Raw genomic sequence first — 20,029 nt, 5'->3', positions numbered from 1 at the left:
GGCGTGGGCCCGCGAGGCGCGGGCCGTAAGCCGCAGGCCGCGAGTCGCTGGCCACCGGTCCGAATCACTCGAACGGGTGGCGCGATCTGGGATATCCGTTCGGAACCCGGTCGTTCTAGGAGGTGCGAGGGCAGAACTCGGCCGCGAGCACCGCGGGTTCGAGGCCGGGATCCGTCATCGACTCCGTGTTCACGCGGAAGGTGAGGACACGCCGGCCGTCGACCGTGGCCGCGGTGCGCACGTAGCTGCCGGAGATGCGCCCGTTGTGCCCCCACACCGTGGTGCCGCACGGAAGCGTCACAGGAAACAGGCCCATGCCGTACGAGCCGTGTGCGGCGCGGGTGTCGAGCATCTCGCGCAGCCGGCGCGGGGGCAGCAGTTCACCGCCGAGCAGGGCCGCGTAGAAGCGGTCCAGGTCGGCGAGCGTGGTCACCAACTCGCCCGCGGCGCCGGCCACCCGCGGATCGAGCCGGGTGACGTCGGTTCCGTCGGCCGCGTAGGAGCGGCCGTGCGGCGAGGGCAGAGAGGTCAGGGAACCCGGGAAGGAGGTGCCCGTCAGGCGCAGCGGAGCGATGATGCGGCGCTCGGCCTCGGCGGCGTACGAGCGGCCGGTGACCTGTTCGACGACCAGGCCGAGCAGGACGTAGTTGGTGTTCGAGTAGAAGAAGCGGCCGGGGTCGGCCGGGGGGTGGGTGAGTGCGATGCGTACGGCCTGAAGAGGGGTGACCGGAACGGTGCCTCGCGTGTCCGCGGAGAAGTCGTACAGGCCGCTGGTGTGGGTGAGCAGTGAACGCAGGGTCAGCGCGCGGCCGTCGTTGCCCGCTCCCCGCACCAGGCCGGGCAGATGCTCCTCCACGGTGTCGGACAGCGACAGGCGGTCTTCGTCGGCCAGTTGCAGGACGACCGTGGCGACGAACGTCTTGGTGATGCTGCCGGCGCGGAAGTGGTCGGCGCGCTCGATGTCCGGGCCGGCGTCGGCGTAGCGGGCGCCGGTCTCCTCCAGGGCGAGCAGGGCCGCGGCGGGGGCGCCGCCCCGTGTGACCAGCAGCGGGAGGAACGCGTCCGTGGGTGGGACGGCCGGGCCCGAGGAAGCGGCCGGGGCCAGGGAGAGCAGGGCCAGGGACACAGGAACGGCCAGTAGTGTCCGTAGCGGCGGCATCCCGGATCCTCCCATGTCGGAGGCCCATCATGCAGGGCGAGGGGGCGTGTCCGCCCCCCCGGGTGCCGGACGCGCCGGGCCCGGCGCGCGGCCAGAGGCACCCTGGGCGTCGACCACTTGTCGGGTGAGGGACAATGAAGGCTCTGTCAGGGCGGGTTGCATGAGGGGACGCATGTCGGAGGCGGAGCGGGCGGGGACATCCCGTCAGGACAAGAGCGCACGTCTCCTCGCCGGGCGGTACCGGCTGGGAGACGTGCTCGGCCGCGGCGGCATGGGCACGGTGTGGCGGGCCCAGGACGAGACCCTGGGACGGACCGTCGCCGTCAAGGAGCTCCGTTTCCCGTCGAACATCGACGAGGACGAGAAGCGGCGGCTGATCACCCGGACCCTGCGCGAGGCCAAGGCGATCGCGCGGATCCGCAACAACAGCGCCGTGACGGTCTTCGACGTGGTCGAGGAGGACGACCGGCCCTGGATCGTGATGGAACTCGTCGAGGGCAAGTCGCTCGCCGAGGCCATCCGGGAGGACGGCCTGCTGGAACCGCGGCGCGCGGCGGAGGTCGGCCTCGCCATCCTGGACGTCCTGCGCTCCGCGCACCGCGAGGGCATCCTGCACCGTGACGTGAAGCCGTCGAACGTGCTGATCGCCGAGGACGGCCGGGTCGTGCTCACGGACTTCGGCATCGCCCAGGTCGAGGGCGACCCGTCCATCACCTCGACCGGCATGCTGGTCGGCGCCCCCTCCTACATCTCCCCGGAGCGGGCCCGCGGGCACAAGCCGGGGCCGGCCGCCGACCTGTGGTCGCTCGGCGGGCTGCTGTACGCGGCGGTGGAGGGCACTCCGCCGTACGACAAGGGGTCCGCGATCGCGACGCTCACGGCGGTGATGACCGAGCCGCTCGACGAGCCGAAGAACGCGGGACCGCTCAGGGACGTCATCTACGGGCTGCTCAACAAGGACCCCGCCCAGCGGCTCGACGACAGCGGCGCCCGGGCCATGCTGAACGCGATCCTCGCCGCGCCCGAGCCCAAGGAGCCCGGGGAACCGGCGGACGCGACGAAGGTCGTGCCGCTGCCCGAGCAGCCGGACGAGCGGGCGGGCACCGGGGGCAGGCGCGGCGAGGAGGCCGGGGAGAAGCTGCGGGGCGCGCTGCGTTCCGTGCGGAAGGCGGCGGTGGCGGCCGGTTCGGCCGGTGCCGCCGTGGCGACCCGCGCCAAGTCCGGCGGTGCCGGAGCCGCTTCGGCCGCGGGAACCAGGAGCACGTCGGCGGGTGCCTCCGGGACGAGGCCCGGCGCGGCGTCGCCCTCCGCCCCGGCCGCGAGGCCGGCCCAGGCGCCCGGCCCGGATGCGCGGGGGACCGCACGGCAGAAGCCGGCCGCCGGTGGCCGCAGTTCGGGCTGGCCGGTGATGACGCCGCCGGACCTGCCGGCCAGGGCCGTGCCGCGGGCGCCGCTCACCGATGTGGTGCCGCGCCGGACGCTGGTCATCATCGCGGTGGTCGTGGTGCTCGCCGTGCTCGGCACCGTGCTGGCCCTCACGCTCGGCGACGACGAGGGCGGCAAGGGAGCCGAGGGCAGCGGCGGCGGGACCGTCGCCAGCGGGACCCCGAGCGCCGACACCAAGGGCGACGAAGGCGACGGCACCCGCACCGACGGCACGGCGACCGGGCCGACGGGCACGGGAGCGGGTTCGGCGACCGCCACAGCAGGCGCAGGCGCCGGCGGACCGGCCGGGGACGAGGACGCGGACGAGGCCGGGGAAGAGGACGAGGACGACGGCGGTACGTCGGCGGCGGAGACGTACAACGGGAACCAGGGATACTCGATCGGGCTGCCCGAGGGATGGAAGTTCCAGTCGACGGGGGCCGCCGGGGACCGCTTCACCGGGCCGGACGGGCAGAAGCTGCTCATCGGCTGGACGACCACGCCGAAGGACGACCCGGTCGCCGACTGGAAGAACCAGGAACGTGGCATGGTGCGTTCCCAGTACCAGCGGATCCGTATCGAGGCGGTGGACTACCGCGGCTGGAACACGGCCGACTGGGAGTTCACCTATGTGGAGAGCGGGACCAAGTACCGGTCCATCGACCGGGGGACCGTCGTCGGCGACCGGCTCGGGTACGGGCTGATGTACACGGCCAAGGCCGCCGACTGGGGCAGCGACCGGCGCAAGGACACCTGGCGGACGCTGACGGAAACGTTCCGGCCGAAGTCCTGAGCATGAGCGGCCCGCGGAATGGGGAGGCAGATGTGGCATCCCCTCTCTGCGGGTTGCCTCCGGCACGTATCGTGAATGCCTGCGGACCGTACGCAGCCGGAACGGCCCGCCGGGCGAACGGAACCGACCGACCGTAGTGCCGGGGGAGGCAACGTGGACGACTACGCGGGACGGGTTCTCGCCGACCGCTACCGCCTGCCGCTGCCGCCCTCCGACGAGTACGAACTGACCGAGACCCGCGCCTTCGACACCTACAGCGGGCAGGAAGTCCTGGTCAGGCAGATCCCGTTGCCGGAGGTCGTCGAGGCCGAGGTGCTGGACGCGGAGGGGCTGCCCGACGGTTTCACCGCCCGGGACAGGGGCGCCCGGCGCGGCGGACCCGGGTCCGCGCGCGGGGGCACGCGGCGGCCCGCCGACCCGGTCGTGCGACGCGCCATCGAGGCCGCGCAGGCGGCGGCCGCCATCCCCGACCACCCGCGCCTGGACCAGGTCTTCGACGTGTTCGCGGAGGGCGGTTCGCTGTGGATCGTCAGTGAACTCGTCTCCGCGCGTCCGCTCGCCGCCCTGCTCGCCGAGAAGCCGCTGTCCCCGTACCGGGCGGCCGAGGTCGCCTCCGACGTCCTGACCGCACTGCGGGTACTGCACTCCCACGGCTGGGTGCACCGCAACATCACCGCGCGCACGGTGCTCGTCTGCGACGACGGCCGGGTGATGCTCACCGGTCTCGCGGTCGGTGCGGCGGAGGAGGCACTGTGCGGGTACGACCCGGTGCCCGCCCCGGACGAGGAGCCGGGGCGGACAGCGGGGGCCCCTGAAGCTCTGAGGCCGGTGGCACCCGCGGGCACGCCGGACGCCGGGCACGGCCCGTCCTGGCCGCCCGGGTTCACCCGCGAGCCCGAACCCGGCCCCGATCCCGATGCCGCGCGCCGGGCCGCCATCGAGGCACGGGCCGGCCGGATGTCCGGTGGTGGGGCGGAAACGGCGGGCGGTCTCTCGCCCGTGGCGGCCCCCAAGGCCCTCGACAGCGCGAGCGACGTGCGGGCGGCCCGCGCGGGGGCGATCGCCGCGTACCGGGCGGGCGCCCGTGCCGCCGCCCGGGTGCAGGAGGCCCAGCAGAGCGGCCGTGCCTCCCTGCCCGGCGCCCGGCCCGCCCCCGAGGACTCCGCCCCGCAGCACGGCGGCGGCTCCGCGCAGCCGCCGTACGGCTCCCGGCCGGGAGCCGAGGACGCGGGCACGACGGCCGCCGCGATCCCGCCGGGGCAGATAGCCGACCCCTACGGTGTGGGCGCCACCGGCCGGTACGGGGCCGCGCCCCGTACGGGCGGCGGAGGCGGCGGACGCACCGCCCCGGGAACACCCGAAGCCTCCCCGGCTCCCGCGGCCCTCGAACCGGCGGCCGCCCCCGCCCCGCCCGCACGCTGGGACGACCTGGTGGCCCACGCCCCCGCACGCCGCGGCCCGACCACCGCGCTGGCCGCCGAGCGGGCGCGGCAGGCGCGCATGGCCGTCGTCGGGCCCGTGACCGAGCGGTGGGCGCCGGAGCAGGCCGGACCCGTGCACGAGAACTGGCAGCTCGCCGCCCCGATCGGCCCCGCCACCGACCTCTGGGCGCTGGGCTCCCTGCTGTTCCGGGCCGTGCAAGGGCACGCGCCCTACCCGGAGGAGTCGACGGCCGAGCTGGTGCAGATGGTGTGCGCCGAGCCGCCCGCGTTCGCCGAGGAGTGCGGGCCGCTGCGGCCGGTCGTGGAGTCGCTGCTGCGCCAGGACCCCACCGAGCGCATCGACTTCGAGGAGCTGCGCGGCTGGCTGCGTTCGCTGGTGCGCTCCGCGCCCGAACCCGAGGCGGGTGTGCACGTCATAGCGGCACCGCCCGCCGACGCGAGCAAGCTGCCCGTCATACGGCGCCGGGGCGAGCTGGTCCGCAGGCGCCGCGCCGGGCTCCCCGCGCACCACGGGCGGCACAAGCGGGCCAAGCAGGACGCCGGCTCCCCGCGCCGGCTCGGCCGCACCCTGCTCCTGCTGGTGCTGCTCGCCATGGCGGCGGCGATCGCGTACGCCATGCTGTTCCTGCCGAAGTCCGGTGAGGACGGCTCGGGTTCGGCCGACCGTACCGGAGCCGCCGGTGAGGTGAGTCCCGCGCCGAGCTCACCGGACGCCGAGCGGAACCCGCCGAAGCCCGAGGACGGTCCGGAGAGCAGCCCCGAGGAGTCGGCCGCCTCCCCCGAGACGCAGACCACCGGCCCCGAGGCCGCCGACGGCTTCACCCTGGCCGAGGACCCGGAGGGTTTCCGGGTCGCCGTAGCCGAGGGCTGGCAGCGCACCCCGAAGAACGGCAGCGGCCAGGTCGTCTACTCCGAGGGGGACTTCGAGCTCATCGTCGTACCGGGCCGGGACAGCGCGCAGAAGTACGGCGGCGACCCCATGGCCTACCAGCGGGACGACGAGCGCGAGCTGCAGCCCTACCGCGACTCCAGCTGGGCCACCTCCACCGGTCTGAAGACCATCGAGGTGGGCGGGCGGACCATGGCCGAGGGTCAGTTCACCTGGACCGGCGACGGCGGCGAGCTGTACGTCCGCAACCTCGCGGCGCTGATCGACGGCCGCTACCACGTGGTGCAGGTACGCGGACCGGAGGCCGAACGGGACGAGGTGACCCGGCTCTACGAGCAGGCGGCGGCGACCTACCGCTTCACCGGCTGACCCACCGACTCCACGCGGTCACAGGGGTTTTGGTTGCCTGACACCCCATAAAGCGACAACTGTCACAGTGCGGTCTCCATGGCACCCCCTCGGTTCCCAGGACGCGCCGGGGTACTTACGCTGACCCTGTCAAGACCATTGCGGGGCAACGTGAATCAGATGCAGGGCTCGCTCGTCGCGGGCCGCTACCGGCTCGGTGAATCCATCGGGAGCGGTGGCATGGGCCGGGTGTGGCGCGCCCATGACGAGGTGCTGCACCGGATCGTCGCCATCAAGGAACTGACCGCGGCGCTCTACGTCTCCGACAGCGAACAGGCCACGCTGCTGGCACGCACCCGCGCGGAGGCACGGGCCGCCGCGCGGATCAACCACTCCGCCGTCGTCACGGTGCACGACGTGCTGGAGCACGACGGCCGGCCGTGGATCGTGATGGAGCTGGTCGAGGGCCATTCGCTGGCCGACGCGGTGAAGGAACGGGAACGCGTCGACCCCCGCGAGGCCGCGCGCATCGGCCTGTGGGTGCTGCGCGCCCTGCGCGCCGCGCACGCCGCCGGCGTACTGCACCGCGACGTCAAGCCCGGCAACGTCCTCCTCGGCGACGACGGCCGGGTCCTGCTCACCGACTTCGGCATCGCGCAGATCGACGGCGACACGGCCATCACCCGCACCGGCGAGGTCGTCGGCTCGGTCGACTACCTCGCACCCGAGCGGGTCCGCGGCCACGATCCCGGCCCCTCCTCCGACCTGTGGGCGCTCGGCGCGACGCTGTACACGGCGGTGGAGGGCAGATCACCGTTCCGCCGCACGTCACCGCTGACCACCATGCAGGCGGTCGTCGAGGAGGAGGCCGACGAGCCGGAGCACGCCGGCCCGCTCGGGCCCGTCATCAGCGCACTCCTGCGCAAGGATCCGGCCACCCGGCCCGACGCGGACCGGACCGAGCAGCTGCTCGCCGAGGCCGCCGAGGGACGCCGGCCGCAGGCCGCCCAGGAGTACGTGCCGACCCGGGCGGTCGACGCCCATGCCCCCCTGCCGTACGAGACCGGGCCCGAGGGGGTCCCGCAGTACCCGCAGGCCGGTTCCGCGGCGGCTCGGCAGTCGTATCCGCAGGGCGGCCCCGCGACCGCTCGGCAGTCGTACCCGCAGGGCGGCCCCGCGACCGCTCAGCCGCCGTACCCGCACGGCGGCCCCACGGTCGCTCAGCAGCCGTACACGCCGCCCGCCGCGCCCCGCCGGCGGGTGCGCGGGCGGGTGATCGCCCTGGTCGTCGTCCTGGCGGCGGTCATCGGCGGGGGCACCGCGGTGATGCTCCAGCAGCAGGACCGGGGCGGCACCACGGTCGGCCCCTCCCCGGATCCGACGCCCAGCCCCACGAAGACGGGGAACACCGGGTCACGGGGGAACCTCCCGGAGGGCTGGGTGCGCCGCAGCGACCCCTGGGGTTTCAGCATCGCCCTGCCCGGTGAGAACTGGGAGCGCGAGGTCTTCGACGAGGAGACCCGGCAGGTCGACTACACGCCCGACGGCGGCAAGCACTTCATCCGTATCGCCATCGATGCCGCACCCGACTTCGACGACCCGTACGAGCACCTGAGGGATCTGGACCGGGAGATAGGGCAGCGCCTGGTCGGCTACCAGCGGATCGGTCTGGACCGCCGCGTCTACCGGGACCGCGAGAGCGCCCGGCTGGAGTACACCTGGACCGCCCTGGCCAAGGACACCGACTTCCCGGGGCCGCGCCGGGCGGTCGACCAGATGTACTTCTCGCGGGACGGCGTCGAGTACGCGATCTACATGTCCGGGCCGGCCGAGGACTGGGTCACGACCAGCGGGCAGTTCGAGACGGTGCTGAAGGGGTGGCGCGAGCCCTGACCCCCGTGGCGGGCGCCAAGGCGCGCCGCTTGGCCGAATCGCCGTACCGGAGGGCACACATCCGGTGGGGCATGATGGGCCCATGGGGACCGACGGGGACGCCGAGAACGCGACCGCCAGGACCAACGGACGTGTCATAGCGGGCCGTTACCGTTTGGAAGCGAGGCTCGGGCGCGGTGGCATGGGCGTGGTCTGGCGGGCCACCGACCAACTGCTCGGACGGGGTGTCGCCGTCAAGGAGCTCCCCCTCGACGAGACGCTCTCCGCGGCGGACGCCCGGCGGCAGCGGGACCGCACCCTTCGTGAGGCGCGTGCCCTGGCCCAGTTGAGCCACCCGCACATCATCGTCGTCCACGACGTCGTCGAGGACGACGAGCGCCCGTACATCGTCCTGGAGCTGATCGACGGACCGTCCCTCGCCGACCGGATCGCCGAGCAGGGCCCGGTCGACGCCGCGGAGGCCGCGCGCATCGGTGTCGACCTGCTCGGGGCGTTACGGGCCGCGCACACGGCGGGCGTCCTGCACCGCGACCTCAAGCCCGCCAACGTCCTGCTGGAGAACGGCACCGACCGGGTCGTCCTCACCGACTTCGGCATCGCCCGGCTGTCGGGCTCCACCACGCTCACCGAGACCGGCTCCTTCGTCGGCTCGCCCGAGTACACCGCTCCCGAGCGGATGTCCGGTGCCAGGACGGGACCGGAGTCCGACCTGTGGTCGCTGGGCGCGCTGCTGTGCACGGCGCTCAGCGGCGAGTCGCCGTTCCGGCGGGACTCCCTCGGCGGGGTCCTGCACGCGGTCGTGGTCGACGAGATACGGCCGCCCATCGAGGCAGAACCGATTCTTCCCGTGGTGCGCGGCCTGCTGGAGCGCGACCCCGATCGCCGGCTGGACGCGGACCGGGCCGAACGGATGCTGCGGGCGTTCCGGGAGACGGGCCGTACGCCGGAGTCGGCACCCCCAGGACTGCTGCCCCCGCACCGGGACGCGCCGCGCCGGCGGCCCCCGGTGCGGCGGGAGGAGGCGGGCGGGGGCCCCGAGGCGCGCCCGGTCCGGCGGCAGCCCACGAGGGGCGTGCTCGTCGCGGCCCTGGCCGTCGCCGCCATGGCGGGAGCGGGGGTGTCCGCGGCGGCGCTGCTCCTGCAGGACCGGGACGGCGACGGGGGCGGTACGCCGACGAGCACGGCGCCGGAGACCCCCGCGAGCGCGTCACCCACCGAAACCCCGACGCCCTCGCCTTCTTCCCCGGCGGCCGGCTCCTCGAGCCGGCCGCACAACCCCGCAAACGGGAGATAAGTCCCCACGCGGGTCACGGGTCTGTGACCGGTCGGCATCCGCGGTGGATACGTGAGGGCTTGGCGCGATAGGGATGAACCATGAGCAACGACGGGGGAGCCCGCCACGGGGCCGACGAGCCAACCAGTTTCGGTCTGCAACCGCCGAACCCGCCCGCGCCCGTGCCGCACCCCGGCAACCCGTACGCGGCACCGACCCGGGTGGCCCCACCGCGGCCGCAGCCGGAGAGCGACCCCGGCGCCGGACGGCTGATCGCCGGCCGTTACCGGTTGCTCGCCAAGCTCGGGCACGGCGGCATGGGCACGGTGTGGCGGGCCAAGGACGAGACCGTGGACCGCGAGGTCGCCGTCAAGGAGCCCCGCGTCCCGGACCACCTTCCCGAGGGCGAACGCTCCAACGCCTCCGAGCGGATGCGCCGCGAGGCCCGCGCCGCCGCCCGGCTCGACCACCCCGCGGTGGTCGACGTCCATGACGTCGCGGTGGTCGACGGCCGGCCGTGGATCGTGATGGAACTGGTCCGGGGCCGTTCGCTGGGCGCCGTGCTGCAGGAGGAGGGCACCCTCTCCGCGCGCGAGGCGGCCAGGGTCGGTCTGGAGGTGCTCGGCGCGCTGGAGGCCGCCCACGCGGCGGGCATCCTGCACCGGGACGTCAAACCGGACAACGTCCTGCTCGGCCGGTACGACCGGGTCGTCCTCACCGACTTCGGCATCGCCCAGATCGAGGGCGAGACCAATCTGACCGACACCGGCGGCTTCGTCGGTTCGCCCGAGTACATCGCCCCGGAACGGGTGCTGGGCCAGCGCCCCGGCCCCGCCTCCGACCTGTGGTCGCTCGGCGTGGTGCTGTACGCGGCGACGGAGGGCGTCTCGCCGTTCCGCCGCAGCAACACCCCCGCCACCCTCCAGTCCGTCCTCAACGCCACCCCGGCGCCGCCCGCCTCCGCGCAGGGCCCGCTGGCCGAGATCATCACCGCGCTGCTGGAGAAGGACCCGGCGCGCCGTCCCGACGCCGCCCGGGTCCGTGCCGCGCTGGAGGCCGCCGCGAATCCGCCCGCGCCGCAGCCCACCCAGGTGGTCCGGTTCACCGAGGGCGGCAAGGGCGTCCGGATCGGCCGCAGGACGCTGACGGGCCTCGGCGCGGCGGTCGTCGCGGGAGCGCTGGCCGCCTACCTGCTGATCGCCGACCCGTTCGCGGGACCGCTGCCGGACGGCTGGAAGCGGCACGACCTCGGGGACCGGGTGGGCGTCGCCGTCGCGGTGCCGGAGGGCTTCGTGAAGGACCGGCAGCCCGCGGACGCGGACGGGACCGTCGCCTCCTTCACCGACCCGAGCGGGCTGGTGCGGGTCGAGGTCAATCGCGACCTCAAGGCCGAGGACGCCAACGGCGAGATCCAGGGCTCGGCCTCGGAGCGGGCGTTCGCCCACTGGGAGGAGCTCCGGGACGGCGAGTACGGCTGGGGCATCGCCGACACACCCGCCCCGAAGGGCAAGCCGCGCGAGACCACGTACAAGGAGCGCGAGGCGGCCACGAACACCATCGTCTACACGACGACCACCGATCCGGTGATGGTGCGCGAGGTGCGGGTCATGTACTACCGGAACAAGGGCGGTGACATGTACCGGCTGTGGATCGTGTACCCGGGCAAGGGCCACTTCACCGAGGACGGCCGGGAGATCGCCCGTACCGTCATCGACTCCTGGGACATCCACAAGCTCTGAACCGCGTCAGGTCCGTCAACGTCCTGATCAGGGGCTTCACCGCCAGCGTTCACTGGCGGCGTGTGAGCGGTCGGTGAATCTGTTACCGACGGGTACACAAAGTGTTCCCCCAGGCATACCCTGCGGCTCATGACGGACGCGCAGACCCGGGAAACGACCGGCACCAACCCCCTCGCCCCCGCGCCGGCGGGTGCCCGCACCGCCGCCGACGTGGTCACGCCGGAACTGGTCGCCCAGCTCACCAAGGGCGTGGCCGGCTCCGGCCGGACCGCCAACCACACGCCGTTCACCGGCGAGAAGCTGGCCGACCTGCCCGAGTCGACGCCCGAGGACGTGGCGAAGGCCTTCGAGGCGGCCCGCGCCGCCCAGGCCGTCTGGGCGAGGATCCCGGTACGGGAGCGCGCCGCCGTCCTGCTCCGCTTCCACGACCTGGTGCTGGCCCGCCAGGCAGAGGTGCTCGACCTCATCCAGCTCGAGACCGGCAAGGCCCGGCTGCACGCCCACGAGGAGGTGCAGGCCGTCGCCGTCGCCGCCCGCCACTACGGCCGCCGGGCCGCCGCCTACCTGCGGCCCAAGCGGCACGCGGGCGCCGTGCCGACCCTCACCAAGGTCACCGAACTGCGCCACCCGCGCGGTGTCGTCGGCCAGATCGCCCCCTGGAACTACCCCCTCGAACTCTCCGTCGGCGACGCCCTCCCGGCGTTCGTCGCGGGCAACGCGGTCGTCGTGAAGCCCGACACGGAGACCTGCCTCACCGCCCTGTGGGCCCGTGACCTGCTGGTCGAGGCCGGACTGCCCGCCGACGTCTTCCAGGTCGTCCTCGGCGAGGGCCCGGTCGTCGGCCCCGAGGTCGTCCGGCACGCCGACTACGTCTCCTTCACCGGTTCCACCCGCACCGGCCGCGAGGTCGCCCAGGGCGCCGCCGCCCGCCTGGTCGGCGTCTCCCTCGAACTGGGCGGCAAGAACGCCATGCTGGTACTGGAGGACGCCGACCTCGACAAGGCCGCCGCGGGTGCCGTCCGCGCCTGCTTCTCCTCCGCCGGCCAGCTGTGCATCTCCATCGAGCGGCTCTACGTCCACGAGTCGGTCGCCGACGCCTTCCTGGAGCGCTTCACCGCCCGCACCAAGGCGATCCGCCTCGGTACCTCCCTCGCCTACGGCGCCGACATGGGCTCGCTGGTCGGGCAGCGCCAGCTCGACGCCGTCACCCGGCACGTCGACGACGCCGTCGCCAAGGGCGCCAGGGTGCTCGCGGGCGGCACGGCCCGCCCGGACATCGGCCCCTACTTCTACGAGCCGACCGTCCTCGAGGGCGTCGAGGCCCCGATGAGCGTCTGCTCCGAGGAGACCTTCGGCCCGGTCGTCTCGGTCTACCGCTTCTCCTCCGACGACGAGGCGGTCGAACGCGCCAACTCCACCCCGTACGGCCTGAACTCCTCCGTCTGGACCAAGGACACCCGGCGCGGCCGCGAGGTCGCCGCGCGCCTGCGCACCGGCACGGTCAACATCAACGAGGGCTACGCCTCCGCGTACGGCAGCGTCCAGTCGCCGATGGGCGGCATGAAGGACTCCGGACTCGGCCGCCGGCACGGCTCCGAGGGCATCCTCAAGTACACCGAGGCCCAGACGATCGCCCACCAGCGCCTCCTCCCGATGGCGCCCTCGCTGGGCATGGACGACGAGAAGTACGCCCGTTTCATGAGCGGCAGTCTCCGGCTCATGAAGACGCTCCGGTTCAGGTAACCACCCGGGGCGCGGGGCCGCATCGGTATGCGGCTCCGCCGCGCGAGCGCGAGAAACCGCATACGACCCGCACGCGAACTCAACGAGGAGCCCTCGTGCCTCAAGACGCTTACGACTACGACGTCCTCGTCGTCGGCTCCGGCTTCGGCGGCTCCGTGACCGCCCTCCGCCTGACGGAGAAGGGATACACCGTCGGCGTCCTGGAAGCCGGCCGCCGCTTCACCCGCGACACCCTGCCGAAGAACTCCTGGGACCTGAGGAACTACCTCTGGGCGCCGAGGCTCGGCATGTACGGCATCCAGCGCATCCACCTGCTGGGCAACGTCATGGTGCTGGCCGGCGCGGGCGTCGGCGGCGGCTCGCTCAACTACGCCAACACCCTCTACGTACCGCCGAAGCCGTTCTTCGACGACCCGCAGTGGGGTCACATCACCGACTGGCAGGAGGAGCTGGCCCCGTACTACGACCAGGCGAAGCGCATGCTCGGCGTACGGCTCAACCCGACGATGACCCCGTCGGACGTGCACCTGAAGGCGGCGGCCGAGCGGATGGGCGTGGGTGACACCTTCCACATGGCCCCGGTCGGCGTCTTCTTCGGCGACGGCGAGGACGCCGACGGGAAGGCGCGGGCGAAGCCGGGACAGGAGGTACCCGACCCGTACTTCGGCGGGGCGGGGCCGTCGCGCCGGGCCTGTGCCGAGTGCGGCGAGTGCATGACCGGCTGCCGGCACGGCGCGAAGAACACCCTCAACGAGAACTACCTCCACCTCGCCGAGAAGGCGGGCGCGGTCGTGCACCCCATGACGACGGCGGTGTCGGTCACGGAGGACTCCCGGGGCGGATACGCGGTCGCCACGCTCCCCACCGACGACCGCCGCAAGGGCGAGGGCCGCACCTTCCGCGCCCGCCGGGTCGTCCTGGCCGCCGGCACCTACGGCACCCAGACCCTGCTGCACCGCATGAAGGCGGGCGGCCAGCTTCCGCACCTCTCGGACAGGCTGGGCGAGCTGACCCGTACCAACTCCGAGGCCCTCGTCGGCGCGCAGACCGACGACCGCCGCTACCGCAGGGCCACCGGCGCGCCGAAGGCCGACTTCACCCGCGGTGTGGCCATCACGTCGTCGATCCACCCCGACGCGAACACCCACATCGAGCCGGTCCGCTACGGCCGCGGCTCCAACTCGATGGGCGGGCTGTCCATCCTCCAGGTGCCGTACGCGGGCGGCGGCTCGGGCGCCGCCCGGGTGCTCGGCTGGCTGGGCAACGCGGCGAAGCACCCCTGGCTGCTGCTGCGTTCGCTGTCCAACCGGCGCTGGTCGGAGCGGACCATCATCGGGCTGGTGATGCAGTCGCTGGACAACTCCCTGACGACGTACCTCAAGCCGTCCGGGGCCGGCCGTGGGCTGCTCACCGCCCGGCAGGGCCACGGCACCCCCAACCCCAAGCAGATCAAGGCGGCCACGGACGGCGCGTCGGCGCTGGCGGCCGAGATCAACGGCTTCGCCGGCTCCAACGTCGGCGAGCTGACGGGGATGCCGCTGACCGCCCACTTCCTGGGCGGCTGCCCGATCGGCGGTTCCCGTGAGACCGGTGTGATCGACCCGTACCACCGCCTCTACGGCCACCCCGGCATCTCGGTCGTGGACGGGGCGGCGGTCTCGGCGAACCTCGGGGTCAACCCCTCCCTGACCATCACGGCGCAGGCCGAGCGGGCGATGTCGTACTGGCCCAACAAGGGCGAGGCCGATCCGCGCCCCGCGCAGGGGGAGGCCTACCGGCGTCTGGAGCCGGTCGAGCCGAAGTCCCCGGCGGTCCCGGCGGAGGCGTTCGGCGCGCTGCGGCTGCCGTTCCTGGGGATGCCGGCGGTGCCGCCGAAGCGGAACTGAGACCACCGGGGAAAACGGCCAAGGAAAAAGGACCTGTGCCCCCCTCCGAGCTCAGGTCCTTCTCCCTTGTCCGTGTGGTCCGTGAGGATCTCAGTGAGTGTGATCAACAGGGCGCACGGATGGTTGTCCTGCCCCGCAGGGGATTTTCGTGTGATCTGGATCACACGCGAAGGGTGATCATCGCTGGCGTACGCTCGGCCGCCTACGACCGCCATCGAGAGAAAGTCCGCGACCCCGTGGCCGAGCAGCCGCCCGAAGAGAACAGACCGGAGTCCTCGTCCCTCCCCGACGACGTCTGGGAGAAGTTCGTCCAGGACAGTGAGCGCGACATCCGCGCCTCCGCCCCCAAGGAACCGTCGGCGCGGGCGCGCATGGTGACCGAGCGGCTGCGGGCCATGGACGAGGCGCAGGCGAGAGCGGCCGCGGGCGGCAAGCGCCGCACGGGCAGGAAGCGGAAGGCGGCGCGGCCCGCCCCGCCCGAGGGGTGGCGTACGGGCCCGCCCCTGCAGGTCCTGGAGCGTCGCTCGTCGCGCCGGCGCCGGGTCTGGAGCGCGGTCGGGATCGTGGTGGCCGCGGCGCTGGCCGTGGTCGCCGTCAATCCGTCCGCCGCGCTGTCCTGGCTGCCCGGCGGCCTCGGCGAGGACGAGGCGGGGGCGGCCGACGCCACTCCGCTCGCCCCCGGGACCGGCCGCCCCGGCACCGCACCCCCCGACGCCCCCGCCGGCCTCCCCACCCGGGAGAAGCCGTTCGCCGGGTCCCCGGCCGCCCGGTGGGAGGCGGGAGCGGACGCCATCCGGCTGCCCGAGGCGAAGGCCGTGGGCGGGGTGCCCGCCGACCGGATCCGGGCCGCGCTGAACGGGACGAAGGAGTTCCTGGTCGCCGCCAACCTCGACCCCGCCGTACTGAAGGGCGAGCGGCCGACGAAGGCACTGGAGCTCGTGGACCCGGCGGAGAAGGAGTACCTGGCCGATCTGCGCGACGCCCTGCGCGAACCCACGGAGAAGAACGACCCGGTGTGGACGTTCACCCGGTTCGACCCCGCGGAGGTCGAACTCGTGGGCGAGGTGCGGGTGCGGGGCCGTATGACGGTCGAGGCCGTGAAGGGAACCGCCGGGCGGGCCCTGGTCAAGGCCGACTACACCTTCGTGTACCCGATGGCCCGCGTCGGCGGCGGTGACGAGGTGAGCAGGGCCATCGTCCGCCGGACGGTCGAGGTGGACGCCGTGGACCCCGCCAGGTTCCAGGCCGGCGAGGGGCACATCTGGATCACCGACGTCAACGGCGAGATATCCAACGACGACTGCCGGGACGGCGACGGAGTCATCCGTCCGCAGTTCCTCGCCGACCGGCAGGGACGCCCCGAGCCGACCGGACCGGCCCGCGACCCGTACGACCGCAGCAAGGACCTGGAGCCGGCCGACGGCGAGGCGGACTGCGGAGTCGTGACCCGCACCTGAGGCGTACGGCGGGTCTCCACCGGCCGGTCCCGGGCGTCCCCGGGACCGGCCGTTCTCTGGGGTGACCGGGCCGCTGTCCCCTGCCGTCCGGTCACTTCCCCGGAGCGAGGTCCCACGACGTACGGCACGATCCGCACGTCTCATCGCCCCGGCGAGTCACGCGTGGTACTGCTCGGGTCCGCCCCTGGCCGACGCGGACACCGGTACCAACGAAGCGGTGCCGGTACCGGTCACGCGCCGTACGGGTGAGGAGTGCGCGTACGTCCGTACCGCGCCCGCGGAGTCAGATCCTGCCGCGGCACAGCTCCAGCAGGGTCATCGCGAGCGCGGTGCCCGGCTTGCCCAGGGCGTCCCGGTAGTGGGCGAGGACCTCCATCTCGCGGGAGAGGTTCACCCGCCGCCCGCCGGAGGCGATCCGTTCCTTCTGGATGACGGCCGACACGGCCATCCGTTCCTGCACCAGACCGATGATCCGGTCGTCGAGCGCGTCGATCCGCTCGCGGGCGCCGGTGATCAGCTCGGCGGCCTCGGTGGTGCGGGCGCCGGTCCTCTCGGTCGACTCCGTCGTGGTGGTGGTCATGCCGGGGCTCCTCGTGGGTGGGTGCGGGGCCCCGGAGCGACAGGGTCCGGAGGGAAACGCCAGGCGCCCCGGACCTTGTCGGCCCGGGGCGCCTGGGAAGTCGCTTGTCAGTTGCTCAAGCAGGACGACCATGGCAGCCGGCGGGCCGGTCGCCATAGGTAAAGAGGAAGGTCGGGTGCGTGAGCATGGGGCAAGTATGCCCGGCCGGCCGCGGCCGTCCAACACGGGCCGCATGGTGAGACGGGGCCCGGTTCCGGCGGCGGGACGTGGTCCGCCGCCGTCTCGGTAGAATTGGGAGGCACAAGACCCCCGCCCCACCGCCGGAAGGCACCTCGTGTCATCAGCGTCTCCCGCTGCCAACGCGCCCGACACCGTCCTGGTCGTCGACTTCGGCGCGCAGTACGCCCAGCTCATCGCCCGTCGCGTCCGCGAGGCGCGGGTCTACAGCGAGATCGTGCCGAGCACCATGCCGGTCGAGGAGATCCTCGCCAAGAACCCCGCGGCGATCATCCTGTCCGGCGGCCCCTCGTCCGTGTACGAGGAGGGCGCCCCGAGTCTCGACCGCGAGATCTTCGAGGCCGGCGTTCCCGTCTTCGGCATGTGCTACGGCTTCCAGCTCATGGCCCAGAGCCTGGGCGGCCAGGTGGACAACACCGGCGCCCGCGAGTACGGCCGTACGGACCTGCACGTCGCCAAGAACTCCTCCACCCTCTTCGAGGGCACCCCGGAGGAGCAGGACGTCTGGATGTCGCACGGCGACGCCTGCTCCGCCGCGCCCGAGGGCTTCACCGTCACCGCCTCGACGGACATCGTCCCGGTCGCCGCGTTCGAGAACGACGACAAGAAGCTCTACGGCGTCCAGTACCACCCCGAGGTGATGCACTCCACGCACGGGCAGCAGGTGCTGGAGCACTTCCTGTACCGGGGCGCGGGCCTCACCCCGGACTGGACCACCGGCAACGTCATCGACGAGCAGGTCGACGCCATCCGCGAGCTGGTCGGCGACAAGCGCGCCATCTGCGGCCTGTCCGGCGGTGTGGACTCCGCCGTCGCCGCAGCGCTCGTTCAGAAGGCCATCGGCTCCCAGCTGACCTGCGTGTACGTCGACCACGGCCTGATGCGCAAGGGCGAGACCGAGCAGGTCGAGAAGGACTTCGTCGCCGCGACCGGCGTACAGCTCAAGGTCGTGGACGCGCAGGAGCGGTTCCTCACGGCTCTGAAGGGCGTCTCCGACCCCGAGGAGAAGCGGAAGATCATCGGCCGGGAGTTCATCCGGGTCTTCGAGCAGGCCCAGGCCGAGATCATCGCGGACGAGGGCCCGGCGGTGGAGTTCCTGGTCCAGGGCACCCTCTACCCGGACGTCGTCGAGTCCGGCGGCGGCACCGGTACCGCCAACATCAAGTCCCACCACAACGTGGGCGGCCTGCCCGAGGACCTCGAGTTCAAGCTGATCGAGCCGCTGCGCAAGCTGTTCAAGGACGAGGTCCGGATGGTCGGCCAGGAGCTCGGCCTGCCCGAGGAGATCGTCCAGCGCCAGCCGTTCCCCGGCCCGGGGCTCGGCATCCGCATCGTCGGCGAGGTCACCAAGGAGCGGCTCGACCTGCTCCGCGAGGCCGACGCCATCGCCCGTGAGGAGCTGACCGCGGCCGGTCTCGACCGGGACATCTGGCAGTGCCCGGTCGTCCTGCTCGCGGACGTGCGCTCGGTGGGCGTCCAGGGCGACGGCCGCACCTACGGTCACCCGATCGTGCTGCGCCCCGTCTCCAGCGAGGACGCCATGACCGCCGACTGGTCCCGGCTGCCGTACGACGTCCTCGCGAAGATCTCGACCCGGATCACCAACGAGGTGCGGGACGTCAACCGCGTCGTCCTCGACGTGACCTCCAAGCCGCCGGGCACCATCGAGTGGGAGTGACCCTTCCGGGTCCTCAGGTCCGTTTGAGGGTGCGCACCGGCTCTCCGGGCTTCCAGACCTGGACGACGAGGTACTTCTCGTCCTCCACGTAGGTCCTCAAGACCTCCGTCAGCTCGGTGCGGAAGAGGTGGAACGGCTCCGGCGGTTCCACCTCTTCGGCGTACCGGCGCCGGGTCTCCGTGTCGTCGTCGGCGATCTCGACCGCCCGTCCGCCGATACGGACGTCGCCGCCGCCCATGCCCGTGCCGTCGCCCGGGTTCGCCTGGAGCGCGAAGCGCGGGTCGCGGCGCAGATCGAGCGCCTTGAGTGAGTTCGGCATCATGCCGAACCACAGCTCCCCGTTCAGGAAGCGGACCTCCAGACCGGTGGTACGCGGTGAGCCGTCCTTGCGCAGGGTCGCGAGGACGTGGTGGGTGTACGAGGCGAAGCGCTCCTCCACGGTCTTCGCGAACTCGGGTTCGGTGACGGCGAAGGCCGCCCAGTTCGTGTGCATGGACCGAGTGTGACGGGGATACCGGACATCTTGTGTCGGATATCCGGTGCTGCCGGGTGTCCCGCGCTGCCGGGTGTCCGGTGTCGCCGGATGTCCGGTGTTACGGAACAGAGCTGTCGTCCGGTGCGGCCCGCCGGTAACTTCCGCCCCGTACGCACACCCCCCGCGGGAGGACTCATGCACGGGCCCACACCGCCCCTGCCGCTGCCCACCGGCAAACTGCGCTTCGCCATGCCGCCCATGCACGAGTCGGCCGACGACGAGCGCCGGCACCGCAAGGAGCGGCTCGCGGGCGCGCTGCGGCTCTTCGGGCGGCTCGGCTACGAGGACGGCGTCTCGGGACACATCACCGCACGCGACCCGGAGTACAGCGACTGCTTCTGGGTCAACCCGTTCGGGATGCCCTTCCGGCAGGTCACCGTGAGCGACCTGGTGCTCGCCAACCGGGACGGCCAGGTCGTCGAGGGCGGCCACCACGTCAACCAGGCCGCGTTCACCGTGCACGCCCAGGTGCACGCGGCCCGGCCCGACGTCGTCGCCGTCGCCCACTGCCACTCGGTGCACGGCCGCGCCCTCGCCGCCCTCGGCGACCTGCTCGACCCGATCACCCAGGAGAGCTGCGCCTTCTACGAGGACCACGCCCTCTACGACGCCTACAGCGGCGTCACCGTCGACGCCGAGGAGGGGAGGAGGATCGCGGACGCGCTCGGCTCCCACAAGGCGCTGGTGCTGCGCAACCACGGGCTGCTCACCGTGGGCGACTCGGTGGACGCGGCGGCCTGGTGGTTCGTGACGATGGAGCGGTCCTGCCAGGTGCAGCTCACCGCGAAGGCGGCGGGCCGGCCCGTCCTCATCGACCACCGGCAGGCGGTGGCGACGCGGGAGCAACTGGGCGGGGACCTGGTGGCGTGGATCAACTACCAGCCGATGTGGCAGGACATCAGCCGGAGCGAGCCGGATCTGCTGGAGTAGACGGCAAGGTCAACACGGTGCC

13 protein-coding genes are annotated in these 20,029 nt (G+C 73.0%); 10 read left to right on the top strand and 3 right to left on the bottom strand.

Translation table 11 applies throughout. From position 1 onward, the window contains the following. Nucleotides 1-115 precede the first annotated feature (115 nt). Complete coding sequence (locus tag ACF1DX_RS07430; RefSeq protein ID WP_391790258.1) at nt 116-1,159, bottom strand: serine hydrolase domain-containing protein; 1,044 nt, start codon at nt 1,157-1,159, stop codon at nt 116-118. A gap of 172 nt (nt 1,160-1,331) precedes the next feature. On the opposite strand from ACF1DX_RS07430, the gene ACF1DX_RS07425 reads away from it, so the two are divergent. The 8 genes from ACF1DX_RS07425 to ACF1DX_RS07390 all read left to right on the top strand — a co-directional run bounded on the left by ACF1DX_RS07425 (nt 1,332) and on the right by ACF1DX_RS07390 (nt 16,047). Beyond that, nucleotides 1,332-3,377 (top strand): serine/threonine-protein kinase, encoded by a 2,046-nt coding sequence (locus ACF1DX_RS07425; protein ID WP_391790257.1) that lies wholly within the window; start codon nt 1,332-1,334, stop codon nt 3,375-3,377. A gap of 153 nt (nt 3,378-3,530) precedes the next feature. Then, on the top strand, nt 3,531-6,077 hold the full coding sequence (locus ACF1DX_RS07420) for a protein kinase (protein ID WP_391790256.1): 2,547 nt from the start codon (nt 3,531-3,533) through the stop codon (nt 6,075-6,077). 159 nt (nt 6,078-6,236) lie between these two features. Then, nucleotides 6,237-7,949: a protein kinase gene (locus ACF1DX_RS07415; RefSeq protein WP_391790255.1), complete on the top strand. Its 1,713-nt coding sequence runs from the start codon at nt 6,237-6,239 to the stop codon at nt 7,947-7,949. A gap of 82 nt (nt 7,950-8,031) precedes the next feature. Further along, entirely contained in the window at nt 8,032-9,243 is a 1,212-nt protein-coding gene (locus tag ACF1DX_RS07410) for a serine/threonine-protein kinase (RefSeq protein ID WP_391790254.1), read from the top strand. Nucleotides 9,244-9,323: 80 nt separating this feature from the next. Beyond that, nucleotides 9,324-10,961, top strand: coding sequence for a serine/threonine-protein kinase (locus ACF1DX_RS07405; RefSeq protein ID WP_391790253.1), 1,638 nt, complete (start codon nt 9,324-9,326; stop codon nt 10,959-10,961). Nucleotides 10,962-11,090: 129 nt separating this feature from the next. Further along, nucleotides 11,091-12,704, top strand: a complete 1,614-nt coding sequence (locus tag ACF1DX_RS07400; protein WP_391790252.1) for a succinic semialdehyde dehydrogenase — start codon at nt 11,091-11,093, stop codon at nt 12,702-12,704. 95 nt (nt 12,705-12,799) lie between these two features. Then, the gene (locus ACF1DX_RS07395; RefSeq protein WP_391790251.1) at nt 12,800-14,590 is read left to right on the top strand and encodes a GMC family oxidoreductase N-terminal domain-containing protein; all 1,791 of its coding nucleotides are present in this window, start codon (nt 12,800-12,802) and stop codon (nt 14,588-14,590) included. 236 nt (nt 14,591-14,826) lie between these two features. Next, a complete protein-coding gene (locus tag ACF1DX_RS07390) occupies nt 14,827-16,047 on the top strand; it encodes a hypothetical protein (RefSeq protein ID WP_391790250.1) in 1,221 nt (406 codons plus the stop codon). A 283-nt stretch (nt 16,048-16,330) separates the two neighbouring features. Here ACF1DX_RS07390 and ACF1DX_RS07385 read toward each other — a convergent pair whose 3' ends face one another. Next, nucleotides 16,331-16,627, bottom strand: a complete 297-nt coding sequence (locus ACF1DX_RS07385; protein ID WP_391790249.1) for a chorismate mutase — start codon at nt 16,625-16,627, stop codon at nt 16,331-16,333. Between the two features lie 334 nt (nt 16,628-16,961). On the opposite strand from ACF1DX_RS07385, the gene guaA reads away from it, so the two are divergent. Beyond that, on the top strand, nt 16,962-18,542 hold the full coding sequence (gene guaA, locus ACF1DX_RS07380; RefSeq protein WP_391790248.1) for a glutamine-hydrolyzing GMP synthase: 1,581 nt from the start codon (nt 16,962-16,964) through the stop codon (nt 18,540-18,542). 13 nt (nt 18,543-18,555) lie between these two features. On the opposite strand, the gene ACF1DX_RS07375 is transcribed toward guaA, so the two are convergent. Then, nucleotides 18,556-19,035, bottom strand: coding sequence for a pyridoxamine 5'-phosphate oxidase family protein (locus ACF1DX_RS07375; RefSeq protein ID WP_391790247.1), 480 nt, complete (start codon nt 19,033-19,035; stop codon nt 18,556-18,558). Between the two features lie 177 nt (nt 19,036-19,212). Between ACF1DX_RS07375 and ACF1DX_RS07370 the strand changes: the two genes are divergently transcribed. Beyond that, a complete protein-coding gene (locus ACF1DX_RS07370; protein WP_391790246.1) occupies nt 19,213-20,007 on the top strand; it encodes a class II aldolase/adducin family protein in 795 nt (264 codons plus the stop codon). Nucleotides 20,008-20,029: the final 22 nt, after the last annotated feature.

This window comes from Streptomyces sp. NPDC014676 (assembly GCF_043084105.1).
Classification (GTDB): Bacteria; Actinomycetota; Actinomycetes; order Streptomycetales; family Streptomycetaceae; genus Streptomyces.
This window is presented reverse-complemented; position numbering and strand designations above follow the sequence as displayed.